Source organism: Micromonospora sp. NBC_01392 (assembly GCF_045040125.1).
GTDB lineage: Bacteria > Actinomycetota > Actinomycetes > Mycobacteriales > Micromonosporaceae > Micromonospora.
On sequence record NZ_CP109549.1, the window covers coordinates 1400098 to 1423806 of the forward strand.

The window sequence follows — 23709 nt, forward strand, 5'->3', positions numbered from 1 at the left end:
GTCACGCCTCGCCGGGGCGTACCAGCCCACTCTCGTACGCGATCACCACGAGCTGGGCGCGGTCCCGGGCGGCCAGCTTCTGGAGCAGCCGGCTCACGTAGGTGCGCGCGGTGTCCGGGCTGAGGAACAACGCCGCCCCGATCTCCGCGTTCGACCGACCGGCGCCCACCTGCGCCAACACGTCCCGCTCCCGGGCGGTGAGCCCGGCCAGCCGCGCCGGGTCGGCAACCGGCGAGCGGGCCGCCGCGGCGAGCACCCGACGGGTGACGGCGGGGGAGAGCAACGCGTCCCCGCCGGCCACCACCCGCACCGCGTCGCGCAGCGCGTCCGGCGGGGTGTCCTTGAGCAGGAAACCGGCCGCCCCGGCGCGGATCGCCTCGAACAGGTACTCGTCGTCGTCGAACGTGGTCAGCACCACCACCTGCACGCCGGCCAGCGTCGGGTCGGCCAGGATCCGCCGGGTCGCCGCCAACCCGTCCCCGCCCGGCATCCGCACGTCCATCAGCACCAGGTCGGGCCGTTGCTCCCGCACCACGGCGACTCCGCCAACACCGTCGCCGGCCTCGCCCACCACCACGATGTCCGGGGCGCGTTCCAGCAGCGCCCGCAGCCCGGTCCGCACCAGATGCTGGTCGTCCACCACGACCACGCGTACCGGGTTCACGCGGCGACCCGCGCGAGGGGCAGGTCCGCGTACACCCGGAAGCCGCCGGCCACGACGGCGCCCGCCGCGACCGTGCCACCGAGCAGCGCGACCCGCTCCGCCATGCCCCGCAACCCCTGGCCGGCGCGGCCCGGCGACCCGCCGCGACCGTCGTCGACCACCTCCACCGTCAACCGGCCCGGCGTCGCCCGCACCGCGACCGTGACCCGGCCGGCCCCGGCGTGGCGCACCACGTTCGTCAACGCCTCCTGCACCACCCGGTAGACCGTGCTGCCCACCACCGCCGGCAGCGCCGCCACCGGCCCGTCGACGCGCAGCTCCACCACCAACCCACCCCGGCGGACGCCGTGGACGAGCGCCGGGAGCTGCGCGAACCCGGGTGCCGGCCGGTGCGGCCCCGGCTCGCGACGCAGCGTGCCCAGCGTCGCCCGCAGCTCGGCCATGGCGCTACCGCTCACCGCGTGGATCGCCGCCAGCGCGGTCTCCGCCTGCGCCGGCTCGTGATCGGCGAGCGCCTCCCGCGCCACCGCCGACTGCAACGTGATCACCGACATGGTGTGGCCCAACGTGTCGTGCACCTCCCGGGCGATGCGCAGCCGCTCCGCCTCCACCTGCCGGGCCGCCTCCCGGCGGCGGTCCTCGGCCGCGGTGGCGGCCTGCCGGTCCAGTGCCGCCCGCAGCGACCGCCGGTTCCGCACCGCGTCCCCGAGCGCGATCACCGCGAGCATCAGCGCCGCCTCCGACCCCAACGCCGCCCCCACCACCACCGCGACGTCGTCGCCCTCGGCCAGCCGGGCGGTCACCGACACCGCCAGCAGCCCGCCGGCCACCAGCGCGGCCGGCAGCACCCGCCCCCGCTCCGCGACCCGGTAGAGCACCGCGGCGGCCGGCGCGGCCACCCCGAGCGGCGGCAGGTCCACCGCGTAGTACCCGAGGATGCCGACCGCCGTGGCCAGCAGCGCCGGCAGCGGCCACCGCCGCGCGCACCACACCAGCGCGGCGAACCCGACCCCGAACGCGCCGGCCAGCGCCGCCGCACCCGGAGCGGTCGGCTCCGTCGCCACGGCCACCACAACCAGGCCGAGCGTGGCCGCCGCGAGCAACGCGTCGGCGCGGGTCAGCGAGAAGTCCGGCACGGCCCCGAGCCTAGGTCCGCGCGGCCCCTCGGCGCTGTCGCCCGCAGGCGTCAGGGACACCCCCGAGGTGTACGCCGAGAGGCGACCTTTGTGCACGCCGCCGCGCGGACGACGGCCGCCTGCCGCCGACCTAGCGTCGATGACGTCCCCTTCGCGTGAGGAGAAGCATCGTGTCCCGCACCAAACTGACGTGGCTCGCGCTGATCGTGATGGTCTGGGCGGCGATGCTGTCGTTCGGCGGCGTAGCCGCCGAGACCGTCATGCTCTACCCGAACATCTTCAACGACCCGCCCGCCTCGCTCGACCGCGCCCGCGCGTTCCTGATCGACGGTGGCCCGCACGACTACTTCCCGCCGCTCGGTGCTTCCGTCGTGCTGAGCAGTCTTGCCGCGACGCTGCTCACCTGGCGCGACCGCCGGCTGCGCTGGTGGGTGGCCGGCGCGACAGTGGTCTTCCTCGCCTGCGAGTTCCTGTTCTCCGCGGTGTTCTTCTGGCCGCGCAACGAGATCATGTTCGTGGACCCGCCGGGGACGCACTCGCCGGAATACCTGCGGCAGGTGGCGTCGGAGTTCGTCGCCGGGCACTGGGTGCGGTTCGCGGGTGGGGCGGTGACGGCCGGGTTGGCGTTCGTCGCGCTGCTGCGGTTCGTCCGGGCTACCGCGCCGGCGGGTGCTGAATCGGCTGCGGCGAAGCGCACGTAGTCTACCTTGGATGTACCAATACGGCCGCCTCGCCTGTCAGATTCGACGCTGCCGCAGCCGCCTGTTCATATCGGTACGACTTACAGCTTGGCTAGCCGTCGTAACGTCTTTCTGTAGGCCAGGATAAATTCCGAAGGCTCGCTAGCTCCGCCGTAGAAGATTTCCGAGTCGATCCCATGCTCGTCGTCTAGTTCTAGACTTCGTCGTATGTGACGAATCGTGTCCCTTTCCACCTCCTGGCCCTCATTCCTGTAAGCCACTTGCACATCTAGTTTTCGAGTTCGGGTGATCCCGAGAACTCTACGCCCACTGACGCTTCTTTCGATGTTCAAACGGTTTCCGACCTTCGCATGCTTGAGGATGCAGCCATAGGATCCAAGGATCTGGCGGAGACGGTACCATTTAATCAGTCGCTCGGCTTTATCGATTACTCGACTGTTTCGCTTGATCCACCACGCAATTTCCATGACCTCTCGGTCGGCTCGCTGATCCCAGCTCTTCGGTACTAATCGATGTTGAGCTATCCTCAGTACAAACCTAAACAGCTCATCCTCATGGCAGGTGACTGTTGCGTCGTTCTCGTCAAGGAAGACGAGAGTGGCGACTAGGCCGGTCCTCTTGTTTCCGTTGTGAAATGCATGGTTGTGTATGACGGAATGCAGTAGGGCGGCAGCAGCCATCTCGACCGATTCGTACTTCCTTACATCGCCTATCGCAGTCTGCGGTCGCATGACTGCCGATGCCACCAGTCCAGGGTCGCGCGGTCCAGGGGGATCAATCCGGTCATCGCTTTCGTTAAAATCATTGACCAAGGCATCATGAATTGCCAGTAGTTCTTGCTCGGTTAGGCAGCGAAATTGTCGAACCCGCCCGACTGTGCGCCACTCAAGCGGCGGCGCGGGCGGCGAAGGCTTAACTCGCTGGTGCGGAATCGGTACTGCTGCCGGTGCACTCCTCTCTTCAGCTGCGCGTCTAAGCTTCCCGATCGCACCTTTCGGGAGATTTCTTGCCATTCGAGGGCAGTTGACTCCTAGCTCCTTAAGGAGTACCTCGAATGCTTCCGGAGTCAGACCAAGGCGCTCTCTCCAGTACTCACACCTGGCTAGGTCGCGGCTCCTCGGGAGCCCTAAGGCTCGCCGGGCCTTCGAGAAATCTCCGCCCATGAGCATGTCGTTGGGGCCGTTAATAAAGTCGAGCCCGCTGTCCCACAGCGTTACTAGTGCTTCGTCGAGCTCTAGGTGGGCCTCCGAGGCCAGGTCGGCAAGCCGTCCAGCTCTTCTCGCCATGGATTCACCCTCTCAAGGAGCCGCCGCCCTTCAAGCGAACCGAGCTCTCTTCGTGTTGATCGAGACTGGCCGCTACGCGACCATACACAAGAGCCCCGACATCGCGTTGCCCCCTGTGGTCCACCCACTGAAGCCATCGCCTGCCTGCTGCCGTCCAGAGTCGAGCTGGTCCGCAGGTAGATCTGGTCGCTGCCAATGGTAGAAGTCGGGGGTGCAAGTTGATCAACCCTCGAATGGTGCTCGCAAGGCTGGAAAGCTTGTCGGCGGCGCTGTTGGGTGGTGTTTGACCTATTCCTTGCCTTCGGCGGCGGCACCTCTGCTGAGGACCTGCAGGTAAGACTGGGCCTAACGGCATTTCAGCGAGCCTGGCCTCATTCTATCGACGCTTGACCACGAGAGCGCCTCACCGGAGGCCCGCAAGTATCGGGCCAACGTCAGGGTGGAGCGGGCACATCCCACCGGAGCGCGGCTGGTCTGCTGGTACTCCCGCACGAGGCGAAGGCCGTGATCGGCGCCGCCTCGATGAAGCGGGACATGCCGGTGGAGAACAGCCGGGCGGGCATGCCGGCTTGGTGCAGCATTTCCCGGCCACCAGCCCGCCCGCCGCCCGGTTCCGCAGCGTGACCCGGCTGGCTGCGGCTGACTGGCCAGCCCGTGCCCGACCCGCAGGCCGCTGTCACCGCCCCCGTCGTCGCCGTGCCGGCCACAACCTAGGTGCCGAAACGCCAGGCGCTGGAGGAGGCGTTGCGGCGGGCCGTGGTCAGCGTCAGCGGCCACGTGGCGGAGGAGGGCGGGGTCGTCGGGCGAGGCGATGCCTGAGGCGGCTGATCGACGGGTGTTGGAGGCCGCGTTCCACGAGGCGATGGTGCGCACCTACGAGCGGGCCCAAGACGAGGCGCGCTACAACGCGACGCTGCTGCTGCGGATGGTGACGGAGAAGGGCGGCCTGGCGACGGCTCGGCAGCTGCTGCAACATCCCGTGGTGTCGGACGGGTTCACCGCGTGTGGGAGCGAGGGCGGGTGGACCTGACCACGGAGGCGGTGGTGATCCGGCCACCGTTCCGGGAGCTGTTCACCGAGGAGGAGCTGGCGGTGGCCAGCAGCCGAGTGGTGGGGGGCGTCCGCGCAACTCTCCTGAGGTCGAGGTTGTTGGTCGGCGAAGGGGACGACAAATACGGCCTGGGACGAGAGGACACCCAGGCCCTCGCTGAGGCCGGCTGCTGATCCCAGTTCGACAGCAGCAAGGCCTGATGAGACGGTCGCAATAATTGCTGATGCGGCTTCCGTTACTCCAGCAGGAGATCGTTCTAAGGCATCACCCAGCCGTGGAGCTCCGGCCGATCGAGGTCTAGGTCAACCGCATCAAGACGACCGAGCGACGGATGTAGTGGCTGCGCGAACCTCGACCTCTCCCGCAAGGGCGTCCTCTCCAGACATGAGCCAGCGTCCCGAAGATCAGACACGGCATGGGTGACAGAGCTAAAGTTCGACCGGCGTTGTCATGCTGTTGCTGCTGCCGGTCGGCCGGCAATGCTGACAGCACTAGCGATCAGTATCCTCATGCTGACCGTGACGTGCTGGGTATCGGATTAGTCGGGGGTTCACGTTCAGAGCTGGGGCTCCTATGCTGTCTCCGTGGTCGGCTCGCTCGCTGGGTCGGTCAAGCGTTGGCCCGCGGCGGCTCTGTGCCCCGTCGACGTAAAGGCGAGCTGCCTCCAGTGCAGCAGCTACGCCCGGTGGGAGGAGGATTCTTGAGCGGCCTCTTTGATGGCTTCGAGGGGTTCCGGGTTCTGGCCGATGAGGACATCGACCGCGCCCTGAAATCCGCTGTCGTCGCTGTCGACGCGAACGTGTTACTCAACCTGTACCGCTACAACACGCGTACGGCGAAGGACCTTCTAGCCGTGCTCGAGAGCTTTGAGGACCGACTTGTGGTACCTCACCAGGCCGTCAATGAATTCCATCGAAATCGGTTGACAGCGGTGGGTAATCCAGAGGGAGCTGCCGCAGAGGCACGGAGTGCCCTGGTCAAGAACCTTAAGTCGACCTCGGACACCCTGGGGCGCTGGGCGAAACAGGTCGCGCTGGACGACACCGAGCTCGTGAGGCTGCGGGCAGCGGTCGACAGGCTCTATGACGATCTCGTTGGGGCTATCGGCGGAGCAGAGCCGGATCGGATCCACGCTGCGACGCCCGCCGCTCATGACCAGATCCTGAGTCGGCTGACGGGGATGCTCGAGGGGAGAGTGATTCCCCGTCCCTCGGACGAGATCTGGGAGAGATGGATCAGGGAAGGTCAGCGACGGGTGGACGCTCAGTCGCCGCCGGGGTTCCTCGACGCCGACAAGGGTGACCGGCTGCCCGAAGGAGCTTCTGGCGACTACCTGGTCTGGGTGCAGGCGTGCGAGGCAGCACGTCAGCGAAGGCTTGACCTCGTCATCGTGACCGGTGACGAGAAGGACGACTGGTGGTGGCGGCACCGGAACGTCGTTGTCGGTCCGCGTCCGGAGTTGACACAGGAGTTCTTCGAAATCAGTGATGGCAGGCGTCTGTTTCTCATGCGGCCTCGAGACCTACTGCAGCGGTCCCAGACGCTGAACGTCGAGGTCAGTCCCGACTCGCTTGCAGACGCCGACCGGGCGCGCGAAGAGCTTGACCCGGCGGCCCACTGGACGGTGGACACCGTGCGAGAGCTTCTCCGCCGCCTCGACCAGGAGGGGCAGGTCCAGGCGGAGGTAATTCGGGTTGCGGCGGAAGCCGGTGGAGTGATCGGCCGAGACGAGGTGTACGAACTGTGCGGCTACGACGACGAACGTATGCTGCGCGGCTTCACTCGACCGACCAACCGGATCACGGCCGACCTCCAACGAGCTGCGCTGTTGCCGGACAATGTTGCCCCTATGCTCAAGCCGCTATACCCGGACGGGGTTCGTGCCTCAGCATTCCGCGTGCCGTCGGAGGTTGTCGAGATCCTCGCGTCCATGGCCGACCCCCTGGCTCGGTCCGAGGACCGCACTGAGGCAGGTACGAGCCCTTGAGCGGATCGAGGCTCGTATCGTGGTGATTCCGCAAACTCTCAGCTTCGTCGAGGCGCAGAGGCGATCGCTGCCAGGTCGGCCGGCGGCGACCAGGACACTGCCCGGACCCGGTTCCAACAGTCCTCCTTCTTGCACCACTCGGTGACATTGGCTGAACCAGGTGGACTAATAATCACGTCACGTACGAGCTTCGTCACGTGGGGCACGGTTGCCTCGATCTGCTCGGGGACCTGCTGTAGGCGCCATACCAGATCCAGGTCGACCTGCCCGCCGAGTCGCTCGACGATCAGCGCCATAACATAGGCAGCCGTCTGACCCGGATATCCGCCGAGGCGCAGCTTAAGCACCTGTGTCCTAATGCCTTGGAAGAGAATCCCCTTGGCCACGAGGTGTCGGAAGTAAGAGAGAGTGGGGGCATCCCTCTCGTCGAGCTTGCACTCCAGTGTCCACTCCTGAAAGCACTTCTCGGCGCCGAGACTGACTGTGTGCGGGCGCATCAGGTAGGTCATCTCGTACTTTGCCGCGTCGGTCTTGCTGAACCTCTGATTCGGCGGGCACTCGCCCTCGAATCGCTTCTTTCGCGCGGCGGTCTGCTGACGGCTTCGCTCGACCTGGTACTGACCTCTGACACGTTCGTAGTACCAGTGGGTCTCGCGCGTGGAGTCAGGTCGCGCCGGTGCCCAGGCCACTCTCGAAACATGCTCGAGGCCGATGTGGAATGGCCCGTTCGCCTCGAAGTCTGCGGGTCTAATCGCGTTCTGCGAGTTCGCATACCTGGAGATTCGCGGCACGAGTTCGTTGAGAGCAGCCTCCGGGACTACGGTTATCTTGGCCATGACGTGCACACCGTCGAGGGTGCGGTTTGTCGACGCATGGTGCAACGAAGCCGTTGTCTGACCACCGTTGACGATCTGGAGGTCGTGTAGGCGTTTGAGGAAGACCGCGCCCTCCCGCCTCTCAACTTCGACGTCGGTCGCGGTGGCGGATATGCCGTTGTTGTAGGCGAGGAAGCGGCCGGGCTGTTCACGGATTGTCGTGTGCATCTCCCTGTTCACCCTGCCGCGGGCTTGGAGGTACGCACGCACGTTGCGTTGCAGGATTCGGCTGTGGTGTTTCGCGTACAGGTCGGCAAGTAACTGACCAGGGATGACCGCCAGAAGGCACCGGTAGCCGTCCGACTGTTCGGGAGACTCGAGGACGGGGACAGCGTGTCCCATCTCCTCTAGGTCGATAACGATCTCCTCCTGTACGCGGCCGGAGGCGGCGAGCCTATGGAGTCTGGCAATGTCCCAAACCTGGTAGGTGACGGGCAGCCCCACGAGTGTGGACTCATCGATACGTTCCAGGGTGGCGCGACCGTCGGTCAGCAGAAAGACGCGGATCCTGCGTAGCTGGGCCCACTCCGCATGGATTCGCTGCGCCATGTCGTATACGGGCGCAGACTCCTCCTTGAGTTTGTGGAGTCCCTCATGGCAGGCCTGGGCAAACGCGGTGGCGCGGCGGAAGAGGGCGACGACCCGCGTTCTGGTGATGGTCTCTCCGGACTTCTCGGTCTCCCTGGTGACCAGGTCGAGAATCGTACCGTCAGAGCTGATGTTGTACCCGGATATCTCGAGTGCGGGCCGGCCCTGCTGGCGCAGGTAACAGACGTCGAGATCCTCGAGTGACCCATCGGCGATCAGTCTCTCTGCCACCACCCTGACGAACATGTCCCCGACCATCATCTCCGGCTCGGCTGAGAGCCGCTGGTTGACCTCGACACGAAGATCTTCGGCGAATGCAGCCAGGTCGGAAATGGTGGTCACTGCGTGGCTCCAAGGTCTGCCGAGGTGAGATGTTGGAGGACGTCGGTCTGTGGCACAAGATAGTTCCGGCACTCGTCAAGGTCGATAGAGTAGGCGACAGCGCTCACCCCCGCAGGCAGCTGCCGTCTTGTGATGCTGGGAAACCCGGTGCCCACGTGGTAGCAGCGTCGGACGGCGAGCTCGTAGCGTTCCCGCTCGTACTGGCTACGGTGCAGGTCGAGCCAACCGGCGTGCAAGAGTCGGTCCTCGAACATCGCGGCGTTCGCGGCGAGTGCAGGTTCGGCCCGTACAGCATCGACGATCTCGGGAAGACTGACGCCGGCCGTGTCGCTCGTCCGCACGCTCTGGTGTAGCAGGACGAGGTACCCGACGTTCTCTGCGTCGAGCTGCGCCTCGCTACTGATTCTGCATCTTCCCGCGTCGCGGTAGCTGGTGCACTTCACCTCGACAGCCATCCCCGGACGTCGGAAGTCTTGGTCCGCTCGCAGCGGGCCGACCCAGGCGGCAGCGGCGGCTGGCCCCCACGCTGGTATCGCCAACTCGCGCAGCGCCAACAATTCGCCGTACAGACCCAGCTGCGCCTTCGCGGACAACCCTGTTCGCAGGCCTGCCCCCAGCATGCGGTGCCAGGAGGCCATCCGTCGGACCAGCGCGACGCCCGGGCCACCGGGGGCGGCCGAGAGATGCTGCACTAGGTCCGCCACGAGAGTGTTGAACATCTCGGCCTCCACGAGATGCGTTGCGGCGACTCGAATCCTGTGGCTCTCGAAGGTGTATCGAAGTCCTGCCGTGTCAGCGAGTTTCGGAGCCAGCGGCACATCGTTTGCCGCGACGTTGAGGGCGCGGACACGGTCGGGGAAGTCGACCTCCAAGTGCACCTCTGCGCTCACGGCCTTCGTGCGCACACGGCGACGGCGGGTGCCGGGGCTGGCAGGGGGTGAAGCTTGCATCTCCTCGAACAGGCGCATGACGTCAGCTACGGTGGCGGTCACTCGGTGTCGTCCTCGGGGAGGCCGAGTTCCTGGGCTCTCAAACTCTTGGCAAGGTTCTCGATGAAAACGCTGTTCGCCTTGTATCGCAGCTTTTTGGCATTGTCGGTCTGCGGGAATGAGATTGCGAAGCCAATGACCAACTCCTCCTGTCTCCCGCTTCCCGGGTCCACACGGTAGAGCACCAACAGACCGTCCTGCGGTGATCTCTCCCGGCGGAGCGCCCGACCACTCGGACGCTTGACCGTCCTGCCACCGTCGGCCTCGGCGCGCGTTCTGAGGAGGGCACGTTCGAACTGGTCCGTCGTCAGCCCGATGGCCTCGTCGGCGGGGTTCACCAGCACACCCACCTCGTAGTCCTGGCCCGACACGTAAGGCGTGCTGCTCGTGTTGCGTCGTGTCACCCGTCGTACCGTGCTGCCGTCTATCACATCCGTGGTCGGCGCCTTGCCCGCCACCAAGGCGACAGTCCAGTTGACCAGCTCACCCTTTGCCTGCTGGGCGTCGATGTACTCGATCAGGAAGCGAGGTGCCGCTTGGACATTGCGAGGGGACGCCCTGAAGCCTGCGAGAAAGGCCTTCACCGGCTCTGGCGACACGTTGGTTCGTACATACCCGTTAGCGCTATTGACTGTCCCGTCGGGTAGCTGGTCACAGCCGGAGACGGCCTCGACGAGGTTGTCAAGGAGCTCGCGGTTCGTCTTCGAAGATGCCGTGTCGGTGAGCATTACCAGTGTCTCGGGACGCTCGCCAGAGAACGTGAAGGTGAGTGTCGTCGCGGCACGCCGTTTCACAGCTGCCGTGACCTGTAGCTGGCCGATGCCGTCCTCGATCTTCAGCCCGACGTCGCTTGGGGTTGCGTTGTTTTCGGCCACCGTGGTGACGACGTCCATGAGCTCCCGGTTCGCACGTGTGATGTGCACGTAGTAGTCGGTCAGCTCCTTAGTCGTGTACAGGCGTGTGACGTCGAGGTAGCCGCTACGGAACCCGAACCACCGGCCCATCTGGAGGAGCGTGTCGTACGCTCGGGAGGCCCGCAGATAGTAGGAGACCGTGAGCCCTTCAAGGGTTAGCCCGCGTGACAGTTTGTCTCCGCCTACGGCGACCACTGTGAGGGGAGCCGATCGGTAGTCAAGGACATCCTGGGCTGTCCCGTTGATTGCCTTGACGTTCTCCGCCGCCTCGGCGAGCACCTCCGGGATGACGCCGAGCGCCTCCGACATCACTACGGGATCTCCGACCGCGTCACCGAGATCGTCACGGGCGGCAAGTTCGCGGTGCACCGGGACGAAGTCGCGGCGCCAGAGCGAACTAAGTCGCTTCCGGACGGAACTACCGAGGCTGCCTCGTTCACCCCAGGTATCCCGCATTGTTGCCAGATGCTGTCGCACCTGACTGACTACGGCTGACTGGGTCTCGGTAAAACGGGTCACGTGAATCAGCATGGAGTTGTGGCCCGCACGGCCGCCTGCGCGCGCCGTGCGTACCTTACGCACTGCGGTTGCCAGCACGAAGGCGTCTAGCGCCTCGACCAACGAGGCCGGTATCGGTGTCACCGGCCGGTGTCCGTTTTTATGGCCATCCGGCATCCAGATCGAGTGGTCCTCAATCTGCTTGATGATGGGCAACGGCTGGCGCACCTCGTCCGAGGCAGGATCCTCAAAACCAAAGACTCGTTCCGGCCCGCAGTAGTTGGACGGTGGTTTGAGGGCGAGGACGAAATTGTTGGGAAACAGGTCTGGACCCAGCTCGGGATGATCCGTGGTGTGCGGGATAAAAATGTTTCCGAACGGGGTGGCGGTGTAGGCCACGTACGCCTTACGGTCGAACATCTTCAGGAGTTGCCGAATAGCCTTGTTGATCGCGGTGGGATCGTGCTCCGGGTCGCTGTGAGTCTTGTTGCTGGGCGCCTTCCTGGTGTCGATTGAGGCGTCGTCGGCCTCGTCGTCGACGAGTAGTAGCGGAAGCTCGGCGAGCGCCTGGTCCTTCGTGAAGTTCTCCAACCAGGCTGCGAGGTTCTCGAGAATGCTCTTGTACTTCTTTACCACGATGAGCACTCGGTTCTTGCGCAGGTCGACCGCTGTGGTCAGAGCCACGTTCCGTTTGAAGTCAGACTCGGTGGTCGTGAGCGGAAAGACCTGTACTGGCGGGTGCAGTCCCAGGAGACCCACACCGATGTCGCCGAGTCCGGCGCCGTCGGCGCGGTGACGGGTCACCCTGGTGTTGAAGCCCAGGAACTCCAGATCGAGGCGGGCCTGCGTCTGGTTACGCAGACTCTCGTTTCGGCCGGCGAGAACGATCACGAGATGGTAGCCGGCATCCACGGCCTTGCATATCACGCCCGTGTAGTTGGCCGTCTTTCCGGACTGGACCTGCCCGTAGACCAGCCCATAGGCCGACCACGACCCGGGGCGTCCGGGGTCCTCAAGCCTGTCCAGCACGAGGTCAGTGGCTTCGTGTAGCGCCTCGACAGGCTGAGGTTTCCAGCCCGCGCGAGTTGTCAGCCACTTGCGGTAGCGTTCCCAATAGTCGAAGGCAACCTTGTCACGGCGCGCCGCGTACCAGGGTTCGTGCTGGTCCGAGTTGAGAACTGCGACCGGACGGGGCACCCAGACGTCGAAGCGCTCCTCGAGCCGAATCACGAGCTCGTCAACGTTGACGAGCCCGACAGCGCTGGCAACCTCCGCGGAAAAGGTGGCAACCTGTCTGAGCTTGTCGGCCGTCCGTTCGGTGCGCGGCGTGTTGAGCAGAGCGTTCTCGCTGATGCCGAGCGCCATGTCAAAAGCGTCGATCACGAGGTAGGCGCTCCTTCGCTCTCTAGAACCTCGGCCAGCACCCCCGGGAACCGATTGAAGGGTTCCGTCGACTTGAGTGCCTGCAGAAAGGCCTCCCGGGCGGTCGTCTGGGTAGGCAGCTTCGCGATGGCCGCCCGCAGGAGTAGGGCCACCTCCTCACGCTCGGCAGCCTCTAGGGGGGCCTGCGGAGCGCGTTCAGGGGAGCTGCTCGTGTCCGCCGCTATGAGCCCGACTGGCACGGTCTCCTCGATCAGCCGCAGCAGCGGCCGTACCGCATCGGGAGCGTCGGCGAGTGCTGCGACGACAACAGGATGCTCTCTATTGATTCTGTAACCAGTACGACCGCGCCGCTCGTGCTGCTGCCACACGAAGACCAGCTGACCCCTTCCACCACGTCGGTCCCCGCCCGAGCCCCTGTGGCGAAACACCTGCTCCGACCGGGATCGGGCAAGCGCGGCGATTTCGAGGAGCCTGTCACGCAGGTGCGCAGGCGGAATGACCTTGGCCTTTCGTATGTCGACCTGCCAGGAGTGGTCGTCTTCGGTGCCGATGTCTACGGAGATTCGGGCTAGTTGGGCTAGATGGGTCTGGCGCAGACCAGGCAGCCCGAGCCAGCCGCCGAGAGTGATAAGCCGCTGCCGGCGGTAGACGTAGAAGCCTTGGCCTCGGATCCAGCCGGACGAGCCAGCCGCGTTCCTGCTCACACTCTCGAGAATGCGGGAGGGGTGCGGCAGGACGAACGGAGTGACGGTCACGAGCCCGCTTCCGCTGTGGATCGATTCGGTGCCCATGTCCTGGGTTGCCACGTTGTCACGCAGGAATGGGTCCCATGCCGTGACGGGCTGGCCGCCCACGTGCAGACTCAGTGCACGGCGGCTGAGGTGCCGGCCGAAGACGGCGCCGAGGTGAGCTCTCACCTTCGTCATTTGGTTGACCAGAACACTTCCGGTGCCGCAACGGTCCAAGCTCCTCCAGAGCACAATCGTGCCGGTATCCCGGAACTTCAACTGTCGGACAACCGACATGGCTTCCTCGTCAATGCTGTCGCGCAGGTACCACCCGTTGCGACGCCGAACATAGTCAATGTCCCATTCACGGCTCGCTAACTGGCCGTCGGACGACCGGCTGATGACGGTCAGACGGCGAGCCTGCGAGAAGGAGGCGGTCTTCAAACCGAGACCGAAACGTCCGAGATCAGCCGGATGGCGTTGCACCCAGGGCCCGTGCGTCCCGAGGTGCATCGCCTCGTGGAGCTGCGCCTCGGTCATACCCCTGCCGTTGTCGACAATCGCGACCCATCCTCCAGTCGCGTCGGCGTTGTACTCGATGCTGACCGTGACCGCCTCGTGTGTGACGCTGTTGTCCACCAGGTCGGCAATCGCGTCCGGCAGGTCGTAGCCAAGCGCCCTGAGCGACTCGATCAACGCTGCTGCCTGGGGCGGGGCGTGCTGGTCGCTTGATTCGGCGGTCATCAGCGCCCTTCCACTCGATAACGGTGAGACAGCATACGACTTCGCTGCGGATCCCGCGCTTAGGGCAGATCGACTGGGTGGCCCTCCGCGACCTGGCTGACATCGCCGAGCCTCCGTCGTTGTGGATCTCTTCCGAGAAGACCGCTAGGATGCCGGCACGGTCTCGAACTGAGGCGTGGCGGCTTCCACTTCTGGCAGGCTATGAAGTAGCGTTGCTGTGATCGAGTAGTACAGGTGTACAGAGGCCCTGCGTGTTGTGGGGCGTTCGCGAGGGGGGACGGCGGCCGAGTGTCCACCTACGGCGTAAAGCTGCAGCGTAGCGACGATCTACGGCTCGTTCCACATCACGACGGCTGCACCACTGAGACATTCGTTGACTGGTGCCGGGGTGAGACTGCCAGGGGTCGACCCCTCGCCGTAGACCTCTTCTCCGGCGCAGGCGGCCTAAGCCTTGGGCTTACCAATGCGGGATGGACGGTCGCTGCTGCAGTCGATCACGACGACAAGGCACTCGCAACCCACCGGGCGAACTTCCCCGGGCTCGCACTCGACGTCGACCTTGGGGATGCTGCCGCCCGACGCGGACTGATCCGGCTACTGAAGAGGGTTGACGTTGACCTGGTGGCCGGAGGGCCACCCTGCCAGCCATTCAGCCGTGCCGGGCGTAGCAAGATCCGCAGTCTGGTCGAAGCCGGCGTCCGGGACGAGGTCGACCACCGCAAGGAGCTATGGCGGTCCTTCGTGGAGGTTGTCCTTCGGGTCCGGCCTCGAGCGGTGTTGATGGAAAACGTTCCTGACATGGCGCTCGGAGACGAGCTGTTCGTCGTCCGCTCCATCGTGAACATGCTGGAGAAGGACGGATACCGTACGCAGGTGCGGTTGGTCGATGCGTGGCGCTTCGGTGTACCGCAACACCGCCAACGCCTCATCGTTCTGGCTCGTCGTGACGGCGGAGCGTTCACATGGCCGGAGGAGACCGACTCACCCACGAAGCTGCGCGAGGCAATTTCGGATCTGCCCGAATTAGGTCTGACCACCGGTGGCCGCGTTATGGTCTATGCGGGCGCCAACAGCGAGTACTCGATTGCCATGCGTGACGGCGCTCCGCCCGGAGTGGTGCACGACCATATGACCCGTCCGGTACGGGACGACGACCGAGCGGTGTTCGCACTCATGGACTCACGCACCCTGTACTCGGACATCGATCCCAAGCTACGCCGCTACAAGGCCGATACCTTCGACGACAAGTACAAGCGGCTCGGCTGGGGTGATCTCAGCCGATCGATCACAGCGCACATCGCCAAGGACGGATACTGGTACATCCACCCGAAGGAACACCGTACGCTCACTGTTCGGGAGGCAGCCCGCATCCAGACCTTCCCGGACCGGTTCCGGTTCGCGGGTACGCGTAGCGATGCTTTCCGTCAGATCGGCAACGCTGTGCCGCCGCTGCTTGGCAAGGCCGCCGCGTTGGCGGTCACACCACGTGAGGACCTGCCTCTTCCCAGCACTGACAGGGACCTGGGGCCCGTCCGGAAGCGGTTGGCCCAGTGGGCCGCACAGCAACGCAGGAGTCAACACTGGTACCTATTTCCGTCGGACCAGATGTCTCCGACACTCGCCGCGCTGGTTGCGATGTGCCGTGGCCAAACGGGCCTCGGCGCTGCACTTGAAGCAGTACGAGGCCTCGCCAGCCTAACGCCGGCTCATCTCGATGCGATATCCCGCCACCCGGACTCCACCTCACGGCTACGACGGGCCGCGGAGCGCCTGTCGCCCGCGATCAGCCAGCTCGACGGCTGCAACGATCCTGCGGAAATTGCCGAGAAGGCTCGTCTCCAAGCGGCGGAGGTTGAACTCTTCCGGCTTCTGCTCGGTGAGGACCGACTACTGCCGAACCAGACGACTGTCAGGGTCGCGGACCGCGTACTCAGCACCGGCTCCGGTGGGTCGAACCTTCGCACACGGGGCCGCCTTGACCTCGCCCTACTGGTTGGTTCCGGTAAGCATGCGCCTGGACGTATGGCCGCGGTCAGACTTGTTGGTGCCACCTTCTGTAAAACGGATCAGTCGTCGTCAGTCTGCGGCAGCTGCCCGTTGCGAGAACACTGCGAGGTGGGATCTCTACCTACGTCAGATGTTCGGCAGGCTCGCGCCACCCGTGCGGCAGCCGTCTCCGGGTCCTGACGTACCTCGCACTCACGAACTCTGACCACCGTCCATCCAGCAGTGGTCAGCGCTTCGTCGTTGCGACTGTCTCGCTCGACATTGGCCCGTAGTTTGGCTCGCCAACGATCAGCGTTCGGCCCCCTGAACTCTTTGGGTCCGTGTTGTGGACAGTTGTGCCAGAAACAGCCATCAACGAAGACGGCTACTCTGTGACGCGGCATGACGAAGTCTGGCCGGCATCCAGCTAGGCGACGTCTCAGCCGGAAACGGAAGCCGAGCGCGTGAACCGCTCGCCGGAGTATCAGTTCCGGAGCGGTGTCCTCCGTCCGGCGCCCTCTCAAATGCGCACCCGCAGACGTCGGTACCCAGCCACGCCGCTCAGTCTCAACTCCCGAGTCAGGCTTCGCGAAACCGCCAATGGGCAAGTTTTCGCTCTGCGACACTCGTCGACGCTCCTCAGGGGATTCAGTCCTCATCAGCATCGTACCGGCTCCTTGCGGGAGAGTTCGAACTCGACGGATCGGGAGAGTCGGGTAGGCCAGTTCGACGCCACCTCGGTCAGAATGCTGTCGCTAGGCCTCATTTTTCCTGTGATGGAGGGGGCAACTACGCAGAACAGATCAGGTCTTTCGTTGGCCCAGCCGCACCCGCAAGCTGCCGCCTGCACCAAGGGGTGCAGCCAGTCAGTTTTCGAACGGCCAATCACCGTCATGAAAATCGTATACGGCGACCAGGCCGAGAAGCTCAATTGGCCACGACAGCTCGCCGCCGAGTCTGTTCCGACCGAGGCCAGCGCCATGGCCGGTCTCGCTGCTCCCAGGTCAAAACTCTTGAGCTCACCTTCTTCGCCTACGTAGCAGCCGCGCGCCTCTGCCTCGGCGGCCGTCAACTCGGGCTCGACATTATCGGCATCCGGATGAAAGTACCCAATCGCGTAGGTGATCTCGTCGAAGCGCTCGGCCTCCGCCGCTAATCTGCCCGGGAGCGTCATGAGCCGATGCTCCACCAATGCCAGCGACAGGGCAAGCGTGTGAGAAACGTTTGTGATTGACCTGACATTGTGCAGGTATCCCAACCCATCAGTCAGCCGACGAGTATCCAGAATTCAGCCGTGTGCGGTATCGGTCGAGCCCCACGCGGCACCGCTCGAAGGTATCACCTTGCCTCGTTCCGTAGCCTAGGTCAGGTCAGCAAATGGCGTCCAGCGCCTAGTGGAATCCACTTGCTCTATGGAGCGCATCCGGACGGCGAACTCATCCGCTACTGCTGAGGAACTAGCGAGAAGAGGGGCCGCAGCTGCGATCATCTTAAGCTCGCGTGCCTCCCGCAGAACCGTCCAGTCGCTGTCGGAGGTGATGTCGCAGCCGTAGGCGTTAGTCAGCCTGCCACACGCCTCGACAGCCCCAAATCGTGCCGTGCCGACTGCGACCGCCGCCAAGTCGACCTGCCACGGTCCGATGCAGGTGGAGTCGAAGTCGCAGAAGACGACCCTTCCAGATGGCTCCCGAAGCAGGTTGCCGACATGGGCGTCTCCATGAATGAGCGTCCGCTCCGAACGCTGGCTGAGTGCGGCGATCTGAGGCTCCAAACGGTCGCACCACGCCATGAGATAGTCGTGGTCCTCGCTGCTCAGCCCGTCGGCATCAACCAGGCGTCGACGGGCATCTCCGATCGGATCCCAGGCAGCGACCGAGAACGGCGGCGAGTCGAGCGCGTGAAAGCACCGCAAGGTTGAACCCAGGTCTTCCACCGTCGGAGCCGACGCGTTTCCGGGGACGTAGGTCCACACCGATGCAGTGAGATCACCTACCTCGACGGGTTGCGCGACCTCGGGCGCTAGGCGGACCGACGGCGCGTCGATGTCGGCGAACCACCGTGCGAGCTGGACCACTTTCGTGACCCGCTCTCTCAGGCGATGTGTGCGGGCGATCCGGATGACGATCCCGGAACGTGGCAGTGCGAACACGGCATTGTTGGTCAGGCGCAGGAGCTGAGCATCATCGGTCGGGACGCCAAGACCGGTTGCGATCTCGCGCATCGCCCGGGTCATCGCCTCTTGGGAGAAGCGTCCGCTCATACCGTCGCCGCAGCCCGCGCCTTGAGCGCATGCTCGAACTCCGCGACCGCAGGAAGCCGGCGGTGCCGTTTGAGATCACGGCGCAGATTGACGACTCGGTCGGTCACACGGCGGGAGGTCAGCGCACCGGACTGCTCGACCACACGTGCACCGACGACGACGGCCCGCTCAGGCTCACCGGCGAGGAAGAGGGCGCTGCACAGTCCGACCTCGTTGAGCACCATGCTGCGGACGTTCGCCGGCCCGAGGGCGGCGATAGCGTCCTCCACGCTTTGCACAGCCCGGTCGGCGTGTGTGCCAGATTGCCGAGCGATGTCCCGGTAGACGCGACCGTACTGGGCGAGAAGCTCACCCCGGTCGTAGAACGCCATCTGTGGTGGTTCCCGCTCGGCATCGATGCGCTCGAAATGGTCGCTTGCCCGGCCGAGGATCCTCAACGCGCCCTGATGATTCCCGAGCGCAGCAGCCGACGCGGCTTCTGCTCCGCAGAGCAGAGCACTCATGGCCGGCGTGGCGCGCTGACCGAGGTGGGCGCGCGCCAGTTGCAGGGTCGCCAGGGCGTCCTGGTTGTGTCGCAGGTGCTGCAACTGCTTGGCCTGGGAGTAGCGGATCAGTGCGGCCAGTGGCGCGTCATCAACGGTGATTGCCGCCCGCTCGGCAGCGACGAAGTGCCGCTGGGCGTCCAAGTGTCGGCCCGCGTCGAGCGCGGTCCAACCGGCCAACTGACGGGCCGCCGCGACCGCCGCGACCAGGCGGGGCGCGAGCCCTGCCGGGTGCGGCCAGTCGAGCATGCGGTACACCGACTCGGCGAACCGGGCGATCTCTCGACAGAGCAAGCCGCCGCCGCTCTCGCGGTCCACCGATCGGTACAGGTCAAGTACGGCGTTCAGCCGTGCCACGTCCGCATTGCCGATGCTGCGGGGCTTGACATCTCCGACTACTCCGACCAGTCCGGCGCCCGTCGCCACAGCGGCGATGCCGGTCAGCAGTGCGCGCCTTCCCTGATCTGGCCCTGCGGGGTTGGGAGTGACGATGGTGTCTGCCGGAGAGTGCGTGCCAGTAGCGAACCAGAGCCGTGTAGGCGGAATCCGGAGCAACGACGCCCAGTGCGCCAGCCGGTCGAGGTGCACCAGCGCCGGCCCGGTCTCGATTCGGCTCAACTGCGCCTGCGTGATCCCCAGCCATCCCGCCACCACGCTCTGCGGCAGCGGGCTCCGCCCGTGGTACGGGTGATACCGGTAGGCCCGGATCACTCGCCCCAGGTGCCGCCCGGCCAGCGCCATCCGCACCGGCTCGTGGTCCCAGAACGACTCCGGCACCACCGGCGGCGCGCTATGCCGATCTCGCTCCGCGGCCTGGCAGGGCGCGCACCGGCCGCTGTCGTTGTCGCGGGCCAGGCGTCCGCCGCAGCGCGGACAGTTCGCGTGTGTCACCGGCAACCTCGCTTCGCGCGGGTGGCTGTGTCCGAAATCGAGCGTAACCATTCAAACCGTTTCGTGGCGTGCCGGTATGCATGTCACGCATACCGCCACCGCCACCGCCCAGCGCGAGCGTGACTGATCGCATACCGGGCGTGCATGCCGTCGACGATCACGAGGACATACGGCCATCGGACGTCAAGGTCGACAGTCGACGCATGGCCCGGGGCGGGTGCTGGGCTCCGGCGGTGCCGCGTCCCCCGATTCGTGGCTGCCCGCCGACCCCGCCCGCCCCGGCGCCCCGTCCACGACACCCGACCCCGGAGGCGTCCACCGATGTCCGTCGCACCCACCGACCGCCGCACCCCGACCACCGACGAGGAGTCGAAGTCGCACGAGACGGCCGCGCTGCTGCACGCCTCCCTGCTGCGGCTGCTGGACGGCCGCGACGACCGGGCCGCACGCCTGGCGTCGCTGCGGGTGCTCGGGTCCGCGTACCGCGGCTTGGGGTGGCGGCCCTGGCACGCGGCGCCGGTCGGCGCCGCGTTGCTGGCCGCGCCCGGCGTGTGCTGGCGGCGGGCCTGGCGTCTGGTGGAGCGGACCGCCGCGCGGATGAGCGACGGCCCGGCCTGGTGGCCGGCCGAGGTGGTCGGCCACGTCCGCGACGTCGACACGGTCGCCGCGCTGACGGTACGGCCCTCGCGGTGCCTGCCGTTCCGGGTCGGGCAGGCGGTGCCGGTGTGCACGCCCCGCCGGCCGGGCCGGTGGCGGTGGTTGTCGCCGGCGAACGCGCCGCGCGCGGACGGCACCGTCGAGTTCCATGTCCGCGCGGTGCCCGGCGGGTCCGTCTCCGGCAGCCTGGTCCACGAGGTACGCCCCGGCGAGCTGCTTCACCTCGGCGCGCCGGCCGATTCCGGGCTGGAGTTGGTCGACGGGGACGACGATTTGCTGCTGGTGGCCGGCGGCACCGGCCTGGCGCCGCTGCGCGCCCTGGTCGAGCAGGTCGCCGAAGCGCCCGCCGGCCGGCGGGTCACGCTGGTCGTCGGCGCGCGCACGTTCGCCGACCTGTACGACGCGATTGCGTTGGACAAGCTGCAACAGGCCCACGACTGGCTGACCGTCGTGCCGACGTTCTCCGACGACCCGGAGGCCGAGCCGGCCGAGCGGGGCACCGCCATCACCCTGGCCGGCTACCACCACCGTGCCGGCCAGCACGTGCACGTGTGCGGCCCGCCGGCCATGCTGGCCGCCGCCCGTCGCTGGCTCGCCATCGCCGGCGTGCCCGCCGACCGCCTGCACCTGCCCACGCTCGGGTGGCGCTGACGGCCGGGGCGTGGCCGCGAAAATGCATTCCGCAACTGCAGTAGGAAAGCGTCCGCGTTGGAAATTCCACCGCTTGGGTCCGCGCGGAAAATGTATCGGCATGGCGACAGGTTGCGCCCCGGCAGGGCCTGGTGATCAGGGAAGACGCCTTCATATCCTGACTTGAGAGAGGGCTTCATCTATTTCCTGCGGGGGTTGTGGAATGGCTTTTCTTTCCGCGCATCGAATGGTGTTGGCCGCCGTCCTCGGCGGCGTCCTGATCGCTCCCCTCGGTGGCTTGCCCACGCCGGGGATCGCCGCGGCGAACCGCGAGATGACCGACTATCTCGCGACCCACCCGGGCGGCGTGCCGGTCGGTGCCAACGAGATCAGCTACGGCGACGGCACGGTACTGGTCACGCTGCGCGCGCCCGCCGGCACCTACGCGGCGGCCGACTGCCCCCTGGGCTGGTACTGCTTCTACGACCGCCCGAACTTCGGCTACCCCCGGGGCAAGCTGTCCGACTGCGGCCGGCAGAACCTCGCCACCTGGCAGTGGCAGTTCCGGGTGGCGTCCGCGCACTACAACCTCGCCAGCGGGTCGGTCACGTTCTACTACAACCAGACCGCGCTGTTCAGCGTCGGCGCCGGCAACCGGGTGCGGGCCGACGCCGAGCCCTACCGGGACTGGGCCAACTACGTCAGCCGTCCCTGTTAGTCGCTGGTCGGATCGGCGCACGGCTTGTCGACGATGGTGTCGGTCCAACGGCTGTCCACGAACAGGTAGTAGGCGAGCGTCTCATCGCCAGCGCCGATCTTCTCGTGGCTGAGCAACCGGCCGGTCTTCTCCTCGAAGAGGAGCGTCTCCCGCTGGCCCTCACCGTTGTCGGCGCTGATCGCGTGCCCGTCCCGGCCGGCACGGTCGGGGTAGCTGCCACCGTCGATGATGCCCTCGGTCTCGGCGAGCAGCCGCCGCAGGGCTTCCCGCTGCGCCCGGGAGAGGGGCCAGAACTGGTGCATCTCGGCGACCAGTTCCAGCGTGCCGGCCGCGTTGCGCAGCTCCGGCGGTTTCCGCTCCAGCAGTTCGGCGACCTGCTCGCGCAGCCGGGTCACGTTCTCCGACGGTGCCGGCGGCACACCGGTCAGCTCGCTGCGGCCGAAGAGGGAGACCTTCGCCCGCGACCGACGGCCGTGGTCGACGGCCTGGACGGTACGCCGGCCGGCCCGATCCCGCGTCCACCAGAGCCGCTCCTCCCGAAACCGGTCCAGCCGTTCCGAGCGGGGCCCGAGGTCGTCCGGGGACCACACCCGCAGGCAGGTGAACGCGTACCGGCCCGGGCTCGCCGGCGCGAAGGGCGGTGGATCACGCTCGTCGCCACGGCTCGTCGGCGGCGTCTCGGTCCGGGTGGACGGGGACGCCGGCAGGGTGGCATTCCGGTCCGACGCGCCCTCCGCCGCCACGTACGACGCGAGGCCGCCGCCGAGCACGACCAGAGCGAGAGCGATGTAGACCATGATCCGGCGCCGGCGACCGATCATGGCCCGCTGCCGCCCCCGCCCACCCGGCGCGTGTCCCCGGCCCGGAGGCAGGTGGTAGTCGGGGCCGTCGACCCGCGGCCAGGCCACGTCCGGGGGTCGGGGCGCGTCGACCCCGGCGACCGGCGGCGTCAGCGTCGGCTCACGCTCCGCGCGGTGGGCGTCCAACGCGTACGCGGCCAGCCGCAGGCACCATGACGGGCCCGCCGGCCCCAGGTTGTCGTAGGTGGTGGCGACGAGCGCGTGGACGGCCAGCGACAGCCGGTACTGCGTGCGCCACTCCGCTCGCCAGCCGCTCCGCTCGGCGTACGCCGTCCCCGCCTCGTGGGTGAGCCGCACGAGATCGGCCAGTGCCCGTGGTAGTTGGCTCGGTGCGGACTGGTCCGGCCGGACCAGGTATCGCAGGAGAGCGTCCGCCTGCTTACGTGGCAGAGCGGACGGCCACTCTCCGTCCGGAGTGCGCCGGGGCGCCACCGAGGGAAGAAGCAGCGACAGGAGCAGGACGACCGGGTCGCGGGTCAGCGAGGCGCGGCTCTCGTACGACTCCAGGTCGACGAGGATGAATCGGCCCGGGTGGAGCCGGCCGTCGACGGTCTCCGGGATCAGCACGTTGCCGCCGTGCAGGTCGCCGTGGGTAAAACCCTGCAGGTAGCGAATGATCAGGTCACCGAAGAGCCCGCCCGGCTCGGCCAGCCGCAACGGATTCGGCAGCGTCTCGCCGTCGATCTCCAGCCAGTCCCGGTCCAGGTCGCCGAGCCCGTGCCGGTCGACGGCCGGCCGGATCGCCCCCAGCGCCTTCGCCGCCGTCAACTCCCGACGGGCGTACGCGCGCACGGTGGCGGTCCCGGTGGACGGTCCGTCATCTCCCTCGGGACGGTTCCAGTCCTCGTGCAGGGCGCTGATCACCTTGCCATAGGTCTCGACGAGGAGATCGTCGTCCTCGATCCGGTCCATCGGGACCGCCCGGTCACCGCCGTTGGCGACGTCCTGGAAGGAGAGGTGACGACCGTCGCCGACCGGGTGCCACCCGACGTGCCGCCCGACCATGTGGCGTTCGGCAAAGCCGCCGCCCTCCCTCTTCGCCAAGGCGTGCCGGTCTGATTCCGGCGAAGCGCACTTGTTGGCCGGGTGTACCTTGACCAGTTTCTTGTGGTCCCCGGTGCGCCCCTGGTCGGTGAGCCGCGCCAGGCTGACCGGGAAGAGGTACGCGTCGGTGTATCCGCGCAGGGGCTCCTCCTGCGGCAGATAGGCGGCGACGCGACCTTCGCCCGCTGCCCATCGCCGCAGCGCCGCCCGCACGCGTGGGTCCTGTCGCAACCGT

Annotated in this window: 18 protein-coding genes and 1 pseudogene; 7 read left to right on the forward strand and 12 right to left on the reverse strand. The window is 66.6% G+C overall.

The window, feature by feature from the left end; genetic code table 11:
* Nucleotide 1: 1 nt before the first annotated feature.
* Both OG767_RS06570 and OG767_RS06575 read right to left on the reverse strand, forming a co-directional pair.
* A complete protein-coding gene (locus OG767_RS06570; RefSeq protein ID WP_405092603.1) occupies nt 2-664 on the reverse strand; it encodes a response regulator in 663 nt (220 codons plus the stop codon).
* Entirely contained in the window at nt 661-1800 is a 1140-nt protein-coding gene (locus tag OG767_RS06575) for a sensor histidine kinase (protein WP_405092604.1), read from the reverse strand. The genes OG767_RS06570 and OG767_RS06575 overlap by 4 nt, the downstream gene beginning before the upstream one ends.
* A gap of 170 nt (nt 1801-1970) precedes the next feature.
* On the opposite strand from OG767_RS06575, the gene OG767_RS06580 reads away from it, so the two are divergent.
* Nucleotides 1971-2501 (forward strand): DUF1772 domain-containing protein, encoded by a 531-nt coding sequence (locus OG767_RS06580; protein ID WP_405092605.1) that lies wholly within the window; start codon nt 1971-1973, stop codon nt 2499-2501.
* Nucleotides 2502-2581: 80 nt separating this feature from the next.
* Here OG767_RS06580 and OG767_RS06585 read toward each other — a convergent pair whose 3' ends face one another.
* Nucleotides 2582-3787 (reverse strand): type II toxin-antitoxin system death-on-curing family toxin, encoded by a 1206-nt coding sequence (locus tag OG767_RS06585; RefSeq protein ID WP_405092606.1) that lies wholly within the window; start codon nt 3785-3787, stop codon nt 2582-2584.
* Between the two features lie 811 nt (nt 3788-4598).
* Between OG767_RS06585 and OG767_RS06590 the strand changes: the two genes are divergently transcribed.
* The 3 genes from OG767_RS06590 to OG767_RS06600 all read left to right on the forward strand — a co-directional run bounded on the left by OG767_RS06590 (nt 4599) and on the right by OG767_RS06600 (nt 6825).
* Nucleotides 4599-4817, forward strand: a complete 219-nt coding sequence (locus OG767_RS06590) for a hypothetical protein (protein WP_405092607.1) — start codon at nt 4599-4601, stop codon at nt 4815-4817.
* On the forward strand, nt 4808-5011 hold the full coding sequence (locus OG767_RS06595; RefSeq protein ID WP_405092608.1) for a hypothetical protein: 204 nt from the start codon (nt 4808-4810) through the stop codon (nt 5009-5011). The genes OG767_RS06590 and OG767_RS06595 overlap by 10 nt, the downstream gene beginning before the upstream one ends.
* A 527-nt stretch (nt 5012-5538) precedes the next feature.
* The gene (locus OG767_RS06600) at nt 5539-6825 is read left to right on the forward strand and encodes a PIN-like domain-containing protein (protein ID WP_405092609.1); all 1287 of its coding nucleotides are present in this window, start codon (nt 5539-5541) and stop codon (nt 6823-6825) included.
* Between the two features lie 38 nt (nt 6826-6863).
* On the opposite strand, the gene OG767_RS06605 is transcribed toward OG767_RS06600, so the two are convergent.
* Genes OG767_RS06605 through OG767_RS06620 form a run of 4 tightly spaced genes read right to left on the reverse strand, consistent with a single transcriptional unit; the run spans nt 6864 to nt 13886 of the window.
* Entirely contained in the window at nt 6864-8630 is a 1767-nt protein-coding gene (locus OG767_RS06605) for an AIPR family protein (RefSeq protein WP_405092610.1), read from the reverse strand.
* A complete protein-coding gene (locus OG767_RS06610) occupies nt 8627-9622 on the reverse strand; it encodes a PD-(D/E)XK motif protein (protein WP_405092611.1) in 996 nt (331 codons plus the stop codon). The genes OG767_RS06605 and OG767_RS06610 overlap by 4 nt, the downstream gene beginning before the upstream one ends.
* A complete protein-coding gene (locus tag OG767_RS06615; protein ID WP_405092612.1) occupies nt 9619-12396 on the reverse strand; it encodes a Z1 domain-containing protein in 2778 nt (925 codons plus the stop codon). The genes OG767_RS06610 and OG767_RS06615 overlap by 4 nt, the downstream gene beginning before the upstream one ends.
* A 14-nt stretch (nt 12397-12410) precedes the next feature.
* Nucleotides 12411-13886, reverse strand: coding sequence for an ATP-binding protein (locus OG767_RS06620; RefSeq protein WP_405092613.1), 1476 nt, complete (start codon nt 13884-13886; stop codon nt 12411-12413).
* Nucleotides 13887-14174: 288 nt separating this feature from the next.
* Between OG767_RS06620 and OG767_RS06625 the strand changes: the two genes are divergently transcribed.
* Entirely contained in the window at nt 14175-16073 is a 1899-nt protein-coding gene (locus OG767_RS06625) for a DNA cytosine methyltransferase (protein ID WP_405092614.1), read from the forward strand.
* Between the two features lie 17 nt (nt 16074-16090).
* On the opposite strand, the pseudogene vsr reads toward OG767_RS06625, so the two are convergent.
* From vsr to OG767_RS06645, 4 genes and pseudogenes are all read right to left on the reverse strand, one after another.
* Nucleotides 16091-16537 (reverse strand): annotated as a pseudogene (vsr, locus tag OG767_RS06630) (DNA mismatch endonuclease Vsr); the annotation flags it as partial.
* Nucleotides 16531-17130, reverse strand: a complete 600-nt coding sequence (locus tag OG767_RS06635) for a hypothetical protein (RefSeq protein WP_405092615.1) — start codon at nt 17128-17130, stop codon at nt 16531-16533. The pseudogene vsr and the gene OG767_RS06635, both read right to left, overlap by 7 nt.
* Before the next feature lie 102 nt (nt 17131-17232).
* A complete protein-coding gene (locus tag OG767_RS06640) occupies nt 17233-18132 on the reverse strand; it encodes a phosphotransferase enzyme family protein (RefSeq protein ID WP_405092616.1) in 900 nt (299 codons plus the stop codon).
* Complete coding sequence (locus OG767_RS06645) at nt 18129-19454, reverse strand: helix-turn-helix domain-containing protein (RefSeq protein ID WP_405092617.1); 1326 nt, start codon at nt 19452-19454, stop codon at nt 18129-18131. Before OG767_RS06645 ends, OG767_RS06640 begins: the two co-directional genes overlap by 4 nt.
* A gap of 432 nt (nt 19455-19886) precedes the next feature.
* Between OG767_RS06645 and OG767_RS06650 the strand changes: the two genes are divergently transcribed.
* Together OG767_RS06650 and OG767_RS06655 are read left to right on the forward strand one after the other, a co-directional pair.
* Nucleotides 19887-20873, forward strand: coding sequence for an FAD-binding oxidoreductase (locus OG767_RS06650; protein ID WP_405092618.1), 987 nt, complete (start codon nt 19887-19889; stop codon nt 20871-20873).
* Nucleotides 20874-21075: 202 nt separating this feature from the next.
* Nucleotides 21076-21570: a hypothetical protein gene (locus OG767_RS06655; protein WP_405092619.1), complete on the forward strand. Its 495-nt coding sequence runs from the start codon at nt 21076-21078 to the stop codon at nt 21568-21570.
* On the opposite strand, the gene OG767_RS06660 is transcribed toward OG767_RS06655, so the two are convergent.
* On the reverse strand, nt 21567-23687 hold the full coding sequence (locus OG767_RS06660) for a hypothetical protein (protein ID WP_405092620.1): 2121 nt from the start codon (nt 23685-23687) through the stop codon (nt 21567-21569). The genes OG767_RS06655 and OG767_RS06660 overlap by 4 nt on opposite strands.
* Between the last annotated feature and the right edge of the window lie 22 nt (nt 23688-23709).

Bases quoted from the DNA above. Each gene is read 5' to 3' on its own strand.
- OG767_RS06650 (WP_405092618.1), top strand. From the start codon at position 19,887: ATGTCCGTCGCACCCACCGACCGCCGCACCCCGACCACCGACGAGGAG.
- OG767_RS06620 (WP_405092613.1), bottom strand. From the start codon at position 13,886: ATGACCGCCGAATCAAGCGACCAGCACGCCCCGCCCCAGGCAGCAGCG.
- OG767_RS06640 (WP_405092616.1), bottom strand. From the start codon at position 18,132: ATGAGCGGACGCTTCTCCCAAGAGGCGATGACCCGGGCGATGCGCGAG.
- OG767_RS06655 (WP_405092619.1), top strand. From the start codon at position 21,076: ATGGCTTTTCTTTCCGCGCATCGAATGGTGTTGGCCGCCGTCCTCGGC.
- OG767_RS06615 (WP_405092612.1), bottom strand. From the start codon at position 12,396: ATGGCGCTCGGCATCAGCGAGAACGCTCTGCTCAACACGCCGCGCACC.
- OG767_RS06585 (WP_405092606.1), bottom strand. From the start codon at position 3,787: ATGGCGAGAAGAGCTGGACGGCTTGCCGACCTGGCCTCGGAGGCCCAC.
- OG767_RS06590 (WP_405092607.1), top strand. From the start codon at position 4,599: ATGCCTGAGGCGGCTGATCGACGGGTGTTGGAGGCCGCGTTCCACGAG.